At 62.2% G+C, this 14,390-nt stretch carries 14 protein-coding genes; 5 read left to right on the top strand and 9 right to left on the bottom strand.

The window, feature by feature from the left end; genetic code table 11:
- The first annotated feature begins 32 nt into the window (after positions 1-32).
- Together ftsZ and lpxC are read left to right on the top strand one after the other, a co-directional pair.
- Positions 33-1,214 carry a cell division protein FtsZ gene (ftsZ, locus tag P5704_008075; GenBank protein WOF80418.1) on the top strand — a complete coding sequence of 394 codons (1,182 nt, stop codon included), beginning with the start codon at positions 33-35 and terminating at the stop codon, positions 1,212-1,214.
- A gap of 115 nt (positions 1,215-1,329) precedes the next feature.
- The gene (gene lpxC / locus P5704_008070; protein ID WOF80417.1) at positions 1,330-2,241 is read left to right on the top strand and encodes a UDP-3-O-acyl-N-acetylglucosamine deacetylase; all 912 of its coding nucleotides are present in this window, start codon (positions 1,330-1,332) and stop codon (positions 2,239-2,241) included.
- A 124-nt stretch (positions 2,242-2,365) separates the two neighbouring features.
- Here the strand turns inward: lpxC and P5704_008065 are convergent, their stop codons facing one another.
- The 8 genes from P5704_008065 to P5704_008030 all read right to left on the bottom strand — a co-directional run bounded on the left by P5704_008065 (position 2,366) and on the right by P5704_008030 (position 8,621).
- Positions 2,366-2,899, bottom strand: a complete 534-nt coding sequence (locus P5704_008065; protein WOF80416.1) for a ferritin-like domain-containing protein — start codon at positions 2,897-2,899, stop codon at positions 2,366-2,368.
- Positions 2,900-3,123: 224 nt separating this feature from the next.
- A complete protein-coding gene (locus P5704_008060) occupies positions 3,124-3,522 on the bottom strand; it encodes a Rho termination factor N-terminal domain-containing protein (GenBank protein WOF80415.1) in 399 nt (132 codons plus the stop codon).
- Positions 3,523-3,589: 67 nt separating this feature from the next.
- Entirely contained in the window at positions 3,590-3,931 is a 342-nt protein-coding gene (gene osmE / locus P5704_008055; protein WOF80414.1) for an osmotically-inducible lipoprotein OsmE, read from the bottom strand.
- 82 nt (positions 3,932-4,013) lie between these two features.
- A complete protein-coding gene (locus tag P5704_008050; protein WOF80413.1) occupies positions 4,014-5,327 on the bottom strand; it encodes a sorbosone dehydrogenase family protein in 1,314 nt (437 codons plus the stop codon).
- Positions 5,328-5,359: 32 nt separating this feature from the next.
- Positions 5,360-5,878 carry an MgtC/SapB family protein gene (locus P5704_008045; protein ID WOF80412.1) on the bottom strand — a complete coding sequence of 173 codons (519 nt, stop codon included), beginning with the start codon at positions 5,876-5,878 and terminating at the stop codon, positions 5,360-5,362.
- Between the two features lie 57 nt (positions 5,879-5,935).
- Positions 5,936-6,958 (bottom strand): DUF5924 family protein, encoded by a 1,023-nt coding sequence (locus P5704_008040; protein ID WOF80411.1) that lies wholly within the window; start codon positions 6,956-6,958, stop codon positions 5,936-5,938.
- A 191-nt stretch (positions 6,959-7,149) separates the two neighbouring features.
- Positions 7,150-7,626: a DUF2726 domain-containing protein gene (locus P5704_008035; GenBank protein ID WOF80410.1), complete on the bottom strand. Its 477-nt coding sequence runs from the start codon at positions 7,624-7,626 to the stop codon at positions 7,150-7,152.
- 407 nt (positions 7,627-8,033) lie between these two features.
- Positions 8,034-8,621 (bottom strand): TIGR00730 family Rossman fold protein, encoded by a 588-nt coding sequence (locus P5704_008030; protein WOF80409.1) that lies wholly within the window; start codon positions 8,619-8,621, stop codon positions 8,034-8,036.
- A 702-nt stretch (positions 8,622-9,323) separates the two neighbouring features.
- Between P5704_008030 and P5704_008025 the strand changes: the two genes are divergently transcribed.
- On the top strand, positions 9,324-10,235 hold the full coding sequence (locus P5704_008025; GenBank protein WOF80408.1) for an SDR family oxidoreductase: 912 nt from the start codon (positions 9,324-9,326) through the stop codon (positions 10,233-10,235).
- 36 nt (positions 10,236-10,271) lie between these two features.
- On the opposite strand, the gene dauA is transcribed toward P5704_008025, so the two are convergent.
- The gene (gene dauA, locus P5704_008020) at positions 10,272-12,002 is read right to left on the bottom strand and encodes a C4-dicarboxylic acid transporter DauA (protein WOF80407.1); all 1,731 of its coding nucleotides are present in this window, start codon (positions 12,000-12,002) and stop codon (positions 10,272-10,274) included.
- Positions 12,003-12,194: 192 nt separating this feature from the next.
- Here dauA and P5704_008015 point away from each other — a divergent pair, with 192 nt between their 5' ends.
- Both P5704_008015 and mqo read left to right on the top strand, forming a co-directional pair.
- Positions 12,195-12,482, top strand: a complete 288-nt coding sequence (locus P5704_008015) for a PA4642 family protein (GenBank protein WOF80406.1) — start codon at positions 12,195-12,197, stop codon at positions 12,480-12,482.
- Between the two features lie 343 nt (positions 12,483-12,825).
- The gene (gene mqo, locus P5704_008010; protein ID WOF80405.1) at positions 12,826-14,316 is read left to right on the top strand and encodes a malate dehydrogenase (quinone); all 1,491 of its coding nucleotides are present in this window, start codon (positions 12,826-12,828) and stop codon (positions 14,314-14,316) included.
- Positions 14,317-14,390 lie beyond the last annotated feature (74 nt).

Genomic DNA, 14,390 nt, shown 5'->3' with positions numbered 1-14,390 from the left:
CCAAAACTAGAAAGCTGGAAGGAGAGAGGGAAATGTTCGAACTCGTAGATCATACCCCGCAAAGTGCAGTCATCAAGGTCATCGGTGTCGGTGGCGGTGGCGGCAATGCCGTGAACCACATGGTTCGCAATAACGTCGAAGGCGTCGAATTCATTTGCGCCAACACTGATGCCCAAGCGCTGAAGAAAGTTGAAGCACGCACCGTGCTGCAGCTCGGCTCGGCCATCACCAAAGGTCTGGGTGCCGGTACCAATCCGGACATCGGCCGCCAGGCGGCGATGGAAGATCGTGAGCGCATCGCCGAAGTACTGGAAGGTGCGGACATGGTGTTCATCACCACCGGCATGGGCGGCGGCACCGGTACCGGCGCTGCGCCGATCATCGCTTCGGTAGCCAAGGAAATGGGCATCCTTACCGTCGCCGTGGTCACCCGTCCGTTCCCCTTCGAGGGCCGTCGTCGCATGCAGGTGGCCGACGAAGGCATCCGTGCACTGTCCGATTGCGTCGACTCGCTGATCACCATCCCCAACGAGAAGCTGCTGACCATCCTCGGCAAGGACGCCAGCCTGCTGGCTGCTTTCGCCAAGGCTGACGACGTACTGGCCGGCGCGGTCCGTGGCATCTCCGACATCATGCAGCGTCCGGGCCTGATGAACGTCGACTTCGCCGACGTCAAGACCGTCATGGGCGAGATGGGCATGGCGATGATGGGCACTGGTTGCGCGACCGGCCCGAACCGCGCGCGCGAAGCCACCGAGGCGGCCATTCGCAACCCACTGCTGGAAGACGTCAACCTGCAGGGCGCACGTGGCATTCTGGTCAACATTACTGCTGGTCTGGACCTTTCGCTCGGCGAGTACGCTGCCGTGGGCGAAATCATCGAGGCCTTCGCTTCCGATGAGGCCACCGTCAAGGTTGGCGCTGTGATCGATCCGGACATGGCCGACGAGCTGCATGTCACCGTGGTCGCTACCGGTCTCGGTCCGCGCAATGAAAAGCCGGTCAAGGTCGTCGACAACACCGTGCAGACCGTTGCCGCCTCGGCTCCGGCCCCGCGCCAGCAGGAGCAGGCTGCCGTGAACTATCGTGACCTGGAGCGCCCGACCGTCATGCGCAACCAGGCGCATGCAGCTGCTACTGCAGCCAAGCTGAACCCTCAGGAAGATCTGGATTATCTGGATATTCCTGCGTTTCTGCGTCGTCAGGCCGATTGATTGAAGTTATCAGGAGTATTGTTGTGATTGGTGTTCAGCAAAGTTGGCTTCTGCTATTATCGCCGCCAATTGTTGAAAACTATTCGCAACTAGTGCTAAAGCGAAGCAAAAGGCCATGATCAGACAACGCACCCTGAAGAACATCATTCGCGCCACCGGCGTCGGCTTGCATTCGGGAGAGAAGGTTTATCTCACCCTGAAACCGGCACCGGTGGATACCGGAATCGTGTTCTGTCGCACCGACCTCAACCCGCCTGTGGAAATTCCCGCGCGGGCCGAGAACGTTGGCGAAACCACCATGTCCACGACATTGGTCAACGGTGACGTCAAGGTCGACACAGTGGAGCATTTGCTGTCGGCAATGGCTGGCCTGGGGATCGACAACGCCTATGTCGAACTCTCAGCGTCGGAAGTGCCGATCATGGATGGCAGCGCTGGGCCTTTCGTATTCCTGATTCAATCCGCCGGCCTGCAGGAGCAGGACGCCCACAAGAAGTTCATCCGCATCAAGCGTGAAGTGACGGTCGAGGAGGGTGACAAGCGCGCTACCTTCCTGCCTTTCGACGGCTTCAAGGTGAGTTTCGAGATCGATTTCGACCATCCGGTTTTCAAGGGTCGCACCCAGACTGCCAGTGTGGATTTCTCGAGCACTTCCTTCGTCAAGGAAGTCAGTCGTGCACGTACCTTCGGGTTCATGCGTGACATCGAGTTCCTGCGTTCGCATAACCTGGCACTTGGCGGCAGCGTTGAGAACGCCATCGTGGTGGACGAAACCAGTGTGCTCAACGAAGACGGCCTGCGTTACGAGGACGAGTTCGTGAAACACAAGATTCTCGACGCCATTGGTGATCTGTACTTGCTGGGCACCAGTCTGATCGGCGAATTCCGCGGCTATAAATCCGGCCATGCGTTGAACAACCGCTTGCTGCGCACCCTGATGGAGCAAAAGGATGCGTGGGAACTGGTGACCTTCGATGACCCGCAGACCGCACCGATCTCCTACATGCGTCCGGTGGCAGCCGGCTAAGCTGTACCTCTCTTCCTAAATTCAAGGCCACCCCTAGGGTGGCCTTTTTTTATGGTTCGCTGAACGCCGGCGGGAAACGTCGTATCGGCGGATTCAGCGAGGTGCCGTTGATGTGCGTCTTAGGCTAGTTCATGCCATCCAGCAAGCCAGCCAGGTCGTCGGCGTGCTCTTCCTCCTGGGCGAGGATGTCCTCGAAGATGCGTCGGGTGGTCGGGTCCTTGTCGCCGATGTACTGGACGATTTCCCGATAACTGTCGATGGCGATGCGTTCGGCCACCAGGTTCTCGAAAACCATGTCGCGCAGGCCGTTGCCTTCGGCATATTGCGCGTGGGCGCGCTCCGTCAGGCTGTCGGGGTTGAAATCCGGTGCGCCACCCAGTTGCACGATGCGCTCTGCCAGCCGATCGGCGTGTTCCTGCTCCTCATTGGCGTGTTCGAGGAACTCGTCTGCGGCAGCACTGGATTTGAGCCCTGTTGCCATGTAGTAGTGGCGCTTGTAGCGCAGATAGCAAACCAGCTCGGTCGCCAGCGCTTCGTTCAGCAGATTGATCACGACTTCTCGATCGGCCGAGTAGCTCTCGGTGACGGCGCCATTCTCGACGTGTTGACGAGCCCGCTCGCGCAGGCTCTGTTTATCGCTCAATTGTACGTAGCTCATCGCCATCTCCTGGTCTGGTTCACCGCGGGCGCGGTGATTCACGGTTCCCAGTTTGAGAACAGGATGCTGGCGAAAAGTTTAGCCGTGGGGCTCGTCCGGAGGTGCGGGCGCCGGCTCAGGTTCGCCCGGCTCATCAATTGGCACAGGGTCGCCCGGGTCCTCGCGCTTGGGGTTGCCCTCTTTCGGAGTGGTTTGCTGGTCAATCATCGGCATGCCCTCAGCTCTCAGCTCAACGCCCGGAGCAATTCGTTCTTGCGCATCTTCGAGCGGCCACGAATGTCCCGCTCGCGGGCCTTTTCCATGAGCTGGTCGCGGGTCATGTCGGCAAGCGCCGTGCTGGTCGACTTCGAGCCACGTGCCGAACCCTTGTTCGGTGATTTGCCCTTGCGGGCATCGGCTGCGCGGTGGGCTGAGTCCTTGCGCTCAGCGCGCTTGGCGGTCTCGCTCTTGCTCCTGCCCGAGCCCCCTTTGCGTTCGCCGCCGCCGGATTGCTTGTTGACCGTCGCCCATGCACGCGCTTCGGCCTCTTCCTCGGGGACGCCACGCTTCTCGTAGCTTTCCTCGATGTGTTCGGCCTTGCGTTGCTGTTTGTCGGTGTACTTGGTTTTTTCTCCACGAGGCATGGTGGTCTCCTTCAGCGGGAGCATTGAATGCACAGGCCCGAAGAGTGCTCACGCCTGTGTCCGGTGATCAGCGATGCAGTTTGCGCTGGTTTTCCTCAAGCTGATCGCAGGTCAGGAAGCCCTGGCCGTCCACTCGGCCGGAGCCATCGAAACTGACGTAATAAGGTTGCTGATGGCCATCGCGATTGAGGATGTAATCGTGGCAGATGCCAGGCATTACAGTGCGAGCCGTGACCTTCGAGGGCTCGCCGCCGATGGCCAGTACCTGCTCTTGAGACATGCCGGTCTCCACATCGCGTACCAGTGGCTCGTCACGGAAGGTGATGCGGTCCACCGGGTTCTGCACGTTGCCTGAACAGCCGGCGAGCAGCACGACAGGGGCGAAGATGTACAAAGCGCGCTTGATCATGAGGACTGCCTCGTTGCGAAAGGACGTACCTTTATGGCCATACGGCGCCAGGCAAGGTTCAACGGATCAGCGGCCGGTGGTATCAACGGTCATCAGGAGTGACGCGCCAGATCACGTTGCCGACATCGTCGGCCACCAGCACGGCCCCGGTCTTGTCCACCGCGACGCCTACCGGGCGGCCCATTGCCTCTCCAGCCTCGTTGACGAAACCGGTGAGCAAATCCTCTGCCTGCCCGTCCGGCATGCCATCGCGGAAGGGGATGAAAACCACCTTGTAGCCACTGCGCGGCTTGCGGTTCCAGGAGCCGTGCTGTCCAACGAGCGCACCGTGGCGATAGCGCTGCGGTAGCAGCGTGCCTTCGTAGAACGCCAGGCCTAGCGAGGCGGTATGCGCGCCCAATGCATAGTCCGGGACGAGGGCGCGCTCGACCAGATCCGGACGCTGGGGCTGCACGCGCTCATCGACGTGCTGGCCGAAGTAGCTGTAGGGCCACCCGTAGAATCCACCGTCCTGCACCGAGGTCATGTAGTCCGGCACCAGATCGCTGCCGATCTCGTCGCGCTCGTTGACGGTGGTCCATAGCGCTCCGCTGTCCGGCTGCCAGGCAAGGCCGTTGGGGTTGCGCAGGCCTGAAGCGAACAGGCGCATGCTCCGGGCTTGCGGATCCACCTCGAGAATCGCTGCGCGGCTCTCTTCGGCCTGCATGCCGTTCTCGGCCACATTGCTGTTGGACCCGCTGGTGACATACAGGCGGCTGCCGTCCTGGCTGGCAATGACGTTCTTGGTCCAGTGGTGATTGATCGGCCCAGCGGGTAGGTCCACGACCTTTTCGCCATTCGCTGTGATGCGGGTGGTGCCGTGGGTATAGGGAAAGCGCAGCAGCGCATCCGTGTTGGCAACGTAGAAGTGGTTGCCTACCAACGCCATGCCGAACGGGGAGTTGAGATTCTCCAGAAACACCATGCGTTGTTCCGCCACGCCGTCGCCATCACGATCGCGCAGCAAGGTGATGCGATTGGCGCTTGGGCCTCCGGAGCCAGCGCGAGCCATGATCTTGCTGGCGATCCAACCGCGCAGTCCCTGGCTCTGTTGCTTGGGCGGTGCGTCCGACTCCGCCACCAGCACATCGCCATTCGGCAGCACATGGAGCCAGCGGGGATGGTCCAGGTCACGGGCGAACGCCGCCACGCGCAGACCCTTCACCGCCTGCGGCTTGCCATCTTGCGGCCAGCCTTTGGCGGGGGCGATGTGCACCGTGGGCAGGAGCGTCTTGTTCGGCTCTGGCAGCGTCGGTTTTGGGCCGTATCCGGATTCCACCGGCAGCTTGGCCGTTTCGCTGCAGCCTGCCAGCACAGCCAGAGCGGAACCGGTCAGAAGGATACGGAGGTTGGACATGGCGAATTCCTTGAACGGTGGCATGGCGTTCGCTAGCGCGACTGGTCGGTGTGACGACGCTTGCGTGCGGCACGCAAGGCTGTATGCCGCTCCAGCCGTGGCATCAATGCAAAGATCACCAGTGCCAACAGCGTGCTCATCACGGCCGTTGCTTCATGCCCGAGACCGACGGCGACGCCGATCGCTGCCGTGAGCCAGATGCCTGCGGCTGTGGTCAGGCCTTTGACGTCTTCCGCAGAGTCGCCTTTGAGGATAGTCCCGGCTCCGAGAAAGCCAATGCCGGTAGCAAGGCCCTGAATCACCCGGGAAATATCCTCGAGGCTCATGCCCGCCTGGACCGGCACCAGCACGAACAGCGCTGCACCAAGCGCGACCAGCATATGGGTGCGCAAGCCGGCAGCCTTGTGTCGGCGCTCGCGTTCATAGCCGAGCAGGCCACCGAGAATCGACGCGATCAGCAGGCGGCTACTGACGCGGGTCGCGTCCTCCAGGTCGGTGATGTCGGAGAACTCCGACGTGATGGTGTAGGAGATACTCGCCCACCATTCCATGTCCTTCTCCAAGCCAGGCTGGTTCAGATATGGATGCGCGAGACGGCAGGGGGTTCGCTAATTGGTGACCTGGAAACGTAGCATGCCGATCATCTGACCAGCTTCGGTGACGACACGTACGCGCCAGCGTCCCGCAGGTTGCGCCGGGAAGTTGCGCTTGTGGGTCCATGCGCGGTAGCCGGCTTCGCGGCCGCCGCTGATCTCCAGGGCGATGCGATCGACGCGCCGGCCGTTGTGCGTCCACTCGTGGTAGATGCGTTCCTTCAGACCGCGCGGTGCGTTGATTGCGGTATAGGCGTAGAGGCCGTTGGTCTGCAGTTCGGCACTGCTAATCTCGCGTAGTCCCTTGCCGGGTTTGCGTTGCCGATCATCGAGGCTCATGGTCACGGCTACGTCGGTCAGCCACAGGGTTGCCGGGGGAACCCAGGTCCGGCCCCACCAGCCTGCGGCGCCCAGCGCCACCGCCAGCAACAGGATGCCGGGCCACGTGCGCCAGTTCGAGCGGGGAAACAGCCCACTGAGGCTCGGCAGGGCCAGCACTACTGCGACCCCCAGCGCCAGCTGATAGCTCTGCGGGGTGGACAGATGAAGGATGATCGGCAGAGCGGTCAGCAGGACGGCGAACAGGGTCAGCGCGTGAAAGCCGAGGTAGACCCAGCGCCGTGGTGCCAGCCATTTGTAGTACAGCGGATCGATCAGCGAAACCAGCGCGGCAGCGCCGAGCAGGCCGGTGAAAAGGGCTTGCCCGCTGTTCCAGGTGGTGGTGATGGCAAAGAACGGGATGATGAAGAACAGGCTTTCCTGATGCACCATCTGGGTGGCATAGCGCAGCAGCGGTCGTGGCACCTGCCAGCCGAACCAGCGTTGCAGGCTGCGCCGCAAGCTCGATTCCAGAACCAGCCAGAGCCAGCTCACCAGCATCACCAGGGCGACCACCTTGGCCAGGCCGGCGTGGCGTTCCACCAGAACGAAACTCGCCACCCCGGAAACGAAGCCGAACAGCGCAACCGTACCTGGATAGCGCCGAATCAGGCGACTGGCCAGGTCGAGCAGGCGTGATAGCAGCGGCTTGAGTTGCATGGTGGTTCGGGTCCGGATACGGCGTGCTTGCCAGAAGTATCGAGCACAGGCGGGCAGGTGCAAGCGCGTGATCGATGCCCCGGCGCATGCCAAGGGCGGGATGGTACAGCGGGTGCGTCCCGCTGGTGTGGTGAACACGTCATGCAGGCTTGTGACCGCCCGTTGCCGCGTGCATTCACATCAGCGGTCGATCAGGGCCCCAGCGCCGCCTCGATGGCTTCCCGGACATCCGTATAGGAACGGGCGGTCTCCGGTTGCAGGCGGACCTGCGGCAGCCCGACGGTCTCGCACAGTCGATCCATGAATTCCTCTTCGGCGTCAGGGTCGTGCAGGTTGATGACGCAGGCCGGCTGCAGATCGGTCCTGTCGCACAGTACGAAATCGAAGCGCGCGGCTGCGATGCGGTTGGTGGCTCGATACCAGTATGCCCGTCGGGCGATAGCGGTGACTTCCACAACGTCGGCGACGCTTACTTTGGGGAAGATCAGATAGCGCTCGCCGACCGTGCGTTGCAGCATTTCCAGCAGCTCGCGCTCCGCCGGCAAGAACAGTGGCGCCTTGAGGCGATAGGGGTATTGCAGCGCGGGGTGGTTGAGCTGCCTGTTCTTGACGAAAAACACCAGTACGAAGATGACGAATGCCACCAGTGTCAGGGCCAGCCAGGTCATAGGTAGCTGTCCTGATGCAGCGATTGAAGCCTTGTTGATGAACCCATGGTGTAAGCCTCGAATTAGCCGAGTCGATACTTTTGTTGAGTTCAGCACCATCAATTCGTTCGGCCACGTTATCCACTACAGTTGTGGGCCGTGTTGTGGATAAACCTTTAGCTGCTTGCTACAGCCCTAGCGCCACTAGTGTTCGAGAGTATTGATCAAAAAGTGTTCGTTAGCCGGTTTATGCCTTCTGAAACGGTGTATTACCAGCAGATGCGGTCAGCGATCATTGGAGGCGAGTGCTTATCCACTATTGCTGTGGATGCGCATGTGGATAACGTGGGGAGGCAGAGCTGCGGCCTGCGTGATGCGCGGCCTGCAGCTCTGAGAGTGAAATTTGATCAGCCTGGATTCAGGCCCGGTCAGCGCGGCGAGTTTTTGGCCCAGCGACTATGCGTGGGCGGTTGCCAGGCACCCAGCAGCTCTATGAGCGTCTGCGACTGGTCGCTGCGCTGCAGCATTTCGCGGTGCTGTGAGCGGACGAAACCCTCTTCGACCAAGTGATCGAGGAAGTGACTGAGCTTGCTGTAGAAGTGGTTGACGTCCAGCAATCCCAGCGGTTTCGGATGGTAGCCAAGCTGGCCCCAGGTCCAGACTTCGAAGAGTTCTTCCAGCGTACCTAGCCCGCCAGGCAAAGCGATGAAGGCGTCCGCGAGCTCGGCCATTCGTGCCTTGCGGGCGTGCATGCCATCGACCACTTCCAGACGAGTGAGGCCGGTATGGCCGACCTCGGCATCTTTCAGGCTCTGGGGAATGATGCCGATCACCTCGCCGCCAGCAGCCATGGCGGCATCTGCCACCACTCCCATCAGACCTACGGCACCGCCGCCGTAGATCAGCTGAATGCCGTTGGCCGCGAGGGTGCGACCGAGGTCCTGGGCTGCTTGTTCATAGACGGGGTTCGAACCACGGCTGGCGCCGCAGAAAACGCAAATGGAACGCAAGGTCATCGTTTACTCCGTTCGTAGGGCTGGCGGAAGGGTACGCCGGCATGGGCGAACGGCCAAGCGAGCAGAGCGATGTCAGTGGCCGTTCAACGCACCCCCGCTGGCGCACGCGTAATTGGCAAACAGGCTTTCGATCAGTTTGCGGCTGGACATGGACGATCTCCTTCGTCGGGTGATGGCGTACATGCTAAGAAGAGGGCGCGCCCGACGCTCTTAGATTCTCGGCATTGCCGTGATAGCACTTGCGCTATGTCGCCACCTCATTTTATCCCCGACAGCTGTGTGCGATTCTGTGGATAACCTTGGGAAGACCCGCTACAGGCGAAGCGGGGTGGGACTTACCGCGGTATGTGCGTTTTTTGCTCAGTTCCGCTCGATGCGACTGCAGGCCGCATAGCAGAAGGCGTCGCGCATTCAGAGGTGATCTGTGCGGTGCCATTCTGCGATGAGATCGATGCTTCGGTTATCCACGATGGTTGTGGATAACGCTGTGAGTTGTTTGGGTAAATACGCCGCTGGGCCAGTGATGGCACGGCTGTCGGCGATATGTATGAAAAACGTGCAGAGCACCGCGGCGCGGCAGCCCATCCTCGGGTCTTATGCACTGGCATTCATTTCCGGGCGGTTGGTTGTGGGGGCTCGGCTCCTGATCGACACTCGGCGCTCCTGAATTCATCCAGACAAGAACCGCTGAGGGAGTACGCCATGACTGATGCCATCCGCTTCGAAGACAAGGTAGTGATCGTGACCGGAGCCGGCGGCGGGCTCGGGCGGGCGCATGCCCTGCTATTCGCCCGGCATGGTGCGAAGGTCGTGGTCAACGATCTGGGCGGCAGCACTCAGGGTGAGGGCGCCAACAGCTCCGCTGCCGATCGTGTGGTGGAGGAAATTCGCCAGGCGGGCGGCACCGCTGTCGCCAATCATGATTCGGTCACCGAAGGCGATCGCATCGTGCAGCAGGCCCTCGATTCCTTCGGCCGCATCGACGTGGTGGTGAACAACGCCGGCATCCTGCGCGACAAGACCTTCCACAAGATGGAAGACGCCGACTGGGATCTGGTCTACCGGGTGCATGTCGAGGGCGCCTACAAGGTCACCCGTGCCGCCTGGCCGCACATGCGCGAACAGAACTATGGGCGGGTGATCTTCACCGCTTCGACCTCCGGCATCTATGGCAACTTCGGGCAGTCGAACTACGGCATGGCCAAGCTCGGTCTGTACGGCCTGACTCGCACGCTGGCGCTGGAAGGGCGCAAGAACAACGTACTGGTCAACGCCATTGCGCCCACCGGCGGCACGCGGATGACCGAGGGGCTGATTCCGCCGCAGGTGTTCGAGCAGCTCAAACCCGAGTTGGTGAGCCCACTGGTGGTGTATCTGGCCAGCGAGCAGTGCCAGGAAACCTCCGGCCTGTTCGAGGTGGGTGGCGGCTGGATGGGTAAGGTGCGCTGGGAGCGCAGCCTTGGTGTCGGCTTCGACCCGAAGGCCGGCTTCGATGCCGAGGACGTCGCGGCTAAATGGCAGCAGATCTGCAATTTCGAGAACGCCGCGCACCCGGCCGACAACATGGAGGCACTCAAGGAGATGATGGCCAACCTGCAGAAGTACGCAGGCTGACCTCTGGTTTGCGCTGCCGGGCGATCCGGCAGCGCTTCAGGCCGGCGCCTCGCCTGGCTCCGGGTGCAACAGGCGCAGCGCGTTCTCGCGGGCCTGGCTCAGGTTGCGCACATACAGCAGATGGCCCTGCAGGCGGTGGATGCCGGCGCGGCGCAATTTCAGGCGGACACGCGCATTGCTACCACTCAGGATCAGCGTGACCCCCAGTCGGCGGTAATCCACCAGCACGTTTTCCAGCGATGCCAGCGCGGTCATGTCCAGCATCGGCACCGCGCTGATGTCGACGATCACCACCTTGACCTCGGGATTGAAGCGCCGCAGGGCGCCCAACGCCTTTTCCGCCGCGCCGAAGAACAGCGGCCCACGGATCGCGTAGGTCGCGACATGCTCGGGCATGTCCTGGAGGATGCGCCGTTGCTCGCGCGAGAGTGCGGTGGTGTCGGTCAGCTCGCTCATGCGCTTGATGAACAGCCCGGCTGCCAGCAGCAGTCCGACCCCGACGGCCAGCACCATGTCGAACAGCACGGTGAGTGTCAGGCAGGTCAGCAGCACCAGCACATCGCTGCGCGGTGCGATGCGCAATACGTGCATCACGTGCGGCGCTTCGCTCATGTTCCAGGCCACCATCACCAGCAACGCCGCCAGTGCCGCCATCGGCAGGTAGCTGAACAGCGGCGCCAGCCAGAGCACCGCGACCAGCACCACGCCGGCATGAATCATCGCAGCCAGCGGCGAGAACGCTCCGGCCCGGACATTCGTGGCGCTGCGGGCGATGGCCGCGGTCGCCGTGATGCCGCCGAACAGCGGGGCGACCAGGTTGCCCAGCCCCTGGCCGATCAGCTCGCCGTTGGGCTCGTGGTTGCTGCCGGTCATGCCGTCGGCGACCACGGCGCAAAGCAACGACTCGATGGCGCCGAGCATGGCGATGGCAAATGCCGGCGCGAGCAGTTCGCGCAACAGCTCGTAACTCAGCTGTAGCGGCTGGCCATCCGGGCCGGGGAGCAGCCAGGGCCAGGCGAAATCGGGCAGGAATGGCGGAATGCCCGGATGGATGACGCCGTCGAGGGTATAGCTGAACCGTTCGCCAAGGGTCGCCACTGACAATCCGGACGATTCCAGCAGCAAACCTGCCAGCGCACCGACGGTCAGTGCCACCAGATGCCCGGGTACTTTCGGTACCCAGCGTGGCCAGATGATCAGCACCGCGAGACAGATCGCCGCCACCAGCGCGTCACCGAGCCGGGCGCCCGGCAGCGAGCGCAGCAGCAGGCCGACCTGCTCGACGTAGTGCTGTGGTTGTTCGCTCAGCGTCAGGCCGAACAGGTCCTTGATCTGCAGGGTGGCGATGACGATACCGATGCCTGCGGTGAATCCGAGGGTGACAGGGTAGGGGATGAATGCGATCAGGCGTCCGGCGCGCAGCAGGCCCAGGACGATCAGGATCAGGCCGGCGAGCATGGTGCACAGCAGCAGACCGCCAAGGCCGAACTGCTGGGTGATCGGCAGCAGAATCACCACGAAAGCGGCGGTCGGGCCGGAAACGTTGAAGCGCGAACCTCCGGTCAGCGCAATCAGCGGCGCGGCGATCAATACGGTGTAGAGGCCGTGTTGCGGCGCCACGCCCACGGCGATCGCCAGTGCCATGGCCAGCGGGATGGCGATGATGCCGACCGTCAGGCCGGCGCTGATATCGCCGCGCAACGCACGGGCACCGTACCCCAGACGCAAGACCTGGTGCCAGGCGGCAAACAGAGGGGGAAGCTTCATGCCTGGGACGCTCCTTGTAGGCGAAGGCGCCATTATAGGCGCGGGCAGCTCTTGTTATTTGTGCTGAAAGATCGCCCGGTATACCGGGGCGGCGATGTACGACCTTGGTCGCAAGCCGGCCTGGCGCGTTGAGTGCGTCGCCTGCGAGGAGTAAACTGCCGCCCCCGTGAGACCCCGTGGACCGGAGGCGGCATGCGTAAAGACAAGAAGCAGGTGATTGGCGACGAGATCGCGGATGAGTCGATCAAGCTGTTTCTTCAGCCTGAACCGGCTGACGATACCCCCCCTTCGCTGCACAAGCTGATCAAGGCCTATCGTGGCCTTCGCATCGATGACTTCGAGCGCTTTCTCGGCTTCTTCGTGGCCGCCGGCTACGACCTCGATGCCCGGGACAGCAAAGGGCAGAGCTTTATCGATCTGGTCGCCAACCAGCGTCAGGCCAGGCCCTATATCGAACTGATCGAGGCCATGCGCGGCTGAACTGAGAGCCGCCGTTTCGTATCGAACGCATCGGCACAGTCAGCTGCCAACGGCGAAGGCTGCGGCTGGCTTCGGCAACATGATTCGCAATCGTTTTCCTCGCAGCGTCCACCGTCGAGCACTGGGCCAGGCCCGCTCCGGATGGATCGCAGCGAGAGGAAGGAGGCCAAAAGCCGCCCTTCCGACAGCTGGCAGGCAGCCGCAGGCGGCCTGTTCTCGGGCACATGTTCCCGAGCAGCGGTCCAGGTACATGCTCCGTCCCTGACCGTCTGGCTGGTGGGTTTTACGGGGCCGCGTACTGCGGTCTCGACAGTTTAATGCTGTGATTCTGGAGAACGCGTTGATGACGCAACACGATAGCGAAGCAGTGGATATGGTGCTGGTGGGAGCCGGCATCATGAGTGCGACCCTCGCGGTACTGCTCAAGGAACTCGATCCCAATATCAAGCTGGAAATCGTCGAGCTGCAGGAATCCGGGGCCATCGAAAGCTCCAACCCGTGGAACAATGCCGGTACCGGTCACGCCGGGCTCTGCGAGCTGAACTACACGCCCGACAGCAAAGATGGCGCCATCGACATCAAGAAGGCCGTGCTGATCAACACCCAGTTCGAGGTCTCCAAGCAGTTCTGGGCCTACCTCGCCGACCGTGAAGGCTTCGGCTCCCCGCGTGATTTCATCAATGCCGTGCCGCACCTGAGCTTCGTGCGCGGCAGCAAGAACATCGACTATCTCAAGCGTCGCTTCGATGCGCTGAAGACCCATCACGCCTTCGCCGACATGGAGTACAGCGAGGATCGCGCGACCCTGGCCGAGTGGATGCCGCTGATGATGCCGGGCCGCGATCCGAGCGAGCCGATCGCCGCGACTCGCGCCATGAACGGCACCGACGTCAACTTCGGTGCGGTGACCAGCCAGCTGCTCGGCTATCTGTCGCGCAGTGGTGGCGTCAAGGTGTCCTACAACCAGAAGGTCACCGGTCTCGACCGTACGGCCAGCGGCTGGAAGGTCGACATCAAGAACACTCGCACCGGCGATTCGCGCCAGGTTCAAGCCGGCTTCGTTTTTCTCGGTGCCGGTGGCGCCGCGTTGCCGCTGCTGCAGATGTCGGGCATCGACGAAGGCAAGGGCTTCGGCGGCTTCCCGGTCAGCGGCCAATGGCTGCGCTGCGACAACCCGGAGATCGTCAAGCAGCACCAGGCCAAGGTCTACAGCCTGGCAGCGGTCGGCGCGCCGCCGATGTCCGTACCGCACCTGGATACCCGTGTCGTCGACGGCAAGAAGTCTCTGCTGTTCGGACCCTACGCCGGCTTTACCACCAAGTTCCTCAAGCGCGGTTCGTTCATGGACCTGCCGCTGTCGATTCGTCCGGGCAACATCGGCCCGATGATGGCGGTGGCCCGCGACAACATGGATCTGACCCGCTACCTGATCAAGGAAGTGATGCAGTCCATGGAGGACCGCCTGGAAACCCTGCGTGGTTTCTATCCCGAGGCCAAGGCCGAGGACTGGCGTCTGGAGATCGCCGGCCAGCGCGTGCAGATCATCAAGAAGGACCCGAAGAAGGGCGGCATTCTGCAGTTCGGCACCGAACTGGTCGCGGCGCAAGACGGTACCATCGCCGCGCTGCTCGGCGCTTCGCCGGGTGCTTCGGTGACCGTCTCGATCATGCTCGACCTGCTCGAGCGCTGCTTCCCCGAGCAGTACCGTTCGCAGGCCTGGTCCAGCAAGCTGCAGGAAATCTTCCCGGCGCGTGAAACCACGCTGCAGAACGATGCCGCGGCCTACCGCGAGATCAGTGAAATGGCCGACAAGCGCCTGGGTCTGGAGTACTGACCGACAGGCCAGTTCCGGCTCGAACGAGAAAGCCCCGTATCAACCTACGGGGCTTTTTTCGTGCCCTGAACAAA

The organism is Pseudomonas sp. FeN3W (assembly GCA_030263805.2).
Lineage (GTDB): Bacteria > Pseudomonadota > Gammaproteobacteria > Pseudomonadales > Pseudomonadaceae > Stutzerimonas > Stutzerimonas stutzeri_G.
The sequence above is the reverse complement of the archived record's forward strand: the minus strand, read 5'-3'. Positions and strand labels throughout refer to the sequence as shown.

What these genes read in the sequence shown, in the direction of transcription:
- P5704_008015 (WOF80406.1), top strand. Translation starts at nt 12,195, where the DNA reads ATGCGTAAAGACAAGAAGCAGGTGATTGGCGACGAGATCGCGGATGAG.
- P5704_008045 (WOF80412.1), bottom strand. Translation starts at nt 5,878, where the DNA reads ATGGAATGGTGGGCGAGTATCTCCTACACCATCACGTCGGAGTTCTCC.
- osmE (WOF80414.1), bottom strand. Translation starts at nt 3,931, where the DNA reads ATGATCAAGCGCGCTTTGTACATCTTCGCCCCTGTCGTGCTGCTCGCC.
- ftsZ (WOF80418.1), top strand. Translation starts at nt 33, where the DNA reads ATGTTCGAACTCGTAGATCATACCCCGCAAAGTGCAGTCATCAAGGTC.
- P5704_008060 (WOF80415.1), bottom strand. Translation starts at nt 3,522, where the DNA reads ATGCCTCGTGGAGAAAAAACCAAGTACACCGACAAACAGCAACGCAAG.
- P5704_008030 (WOF80409.1), bottom strand. Translation starts at nt 8,621, where the DNA reads ATGACCTTGCGTTCCATTTGCGTTTTCTGCGGCGCCAGCCGTGGTTCG.
- P5704_008050 (WOF80413.1), bottom strand. Translation starts at nt 5,327, where the DNA reads ATGTCCAACCTCCGTATCCTTCTGACCGGTTCCGCTCTGGCTGTGCTG.
- mqo (WOF80405.1), top strand. Translation starts at nt 12,826, where the DNA reads ATGACGCAACACGATAGCGAAGCAGTGGATATGGTGCTGGTGGGAGCC.
- lpxC (WOF80417.1), top strand. Translation starts at nt 1,330, where the DNA reads ATGATCAGACAACGCACCCTGAAGAACATCATTCGCGCCACCGGCGTC.
- P5704_008025 (WOF80408.1), top strand. Translation starts at nt 9,324, where the DNA reads ATGACTGATGCCATCCGCTTCGAAGACAAGGTAGTGATCGTGACCGGA.
- dauA (WOF80407.1), bottom strand. Translation starts at nt 12,002, where the DNA reads ATGAAGCTTCCCCCTCTGTTTGCCGCCTGGCACCAGGTCTTGCGTCTG.
- P5704_008035 (WOF80410.1), bottom strand. Translation starts at nt 7,626, where the DNA reads ATGACCTGGCTGGCCCTGACACTGGTGGCATTCGTCATCTTCGTACTG.
- P5704_008065 (WOF80416.1), bottom strand. Translation starts at nt 2,899, where the DNA reads ATGAGCTACGTACAATTGAGCGATAAACAGAGCCTGCGCGAGCGGGCT.
- P5704_008040 (WOF80411.1), bottom strand. Translation starts at nt 6,958, where the DNA reads ATGCAACTCAAGCCGCTGCTATCACGCCTGCTCGACCTGGCCAGTCGC.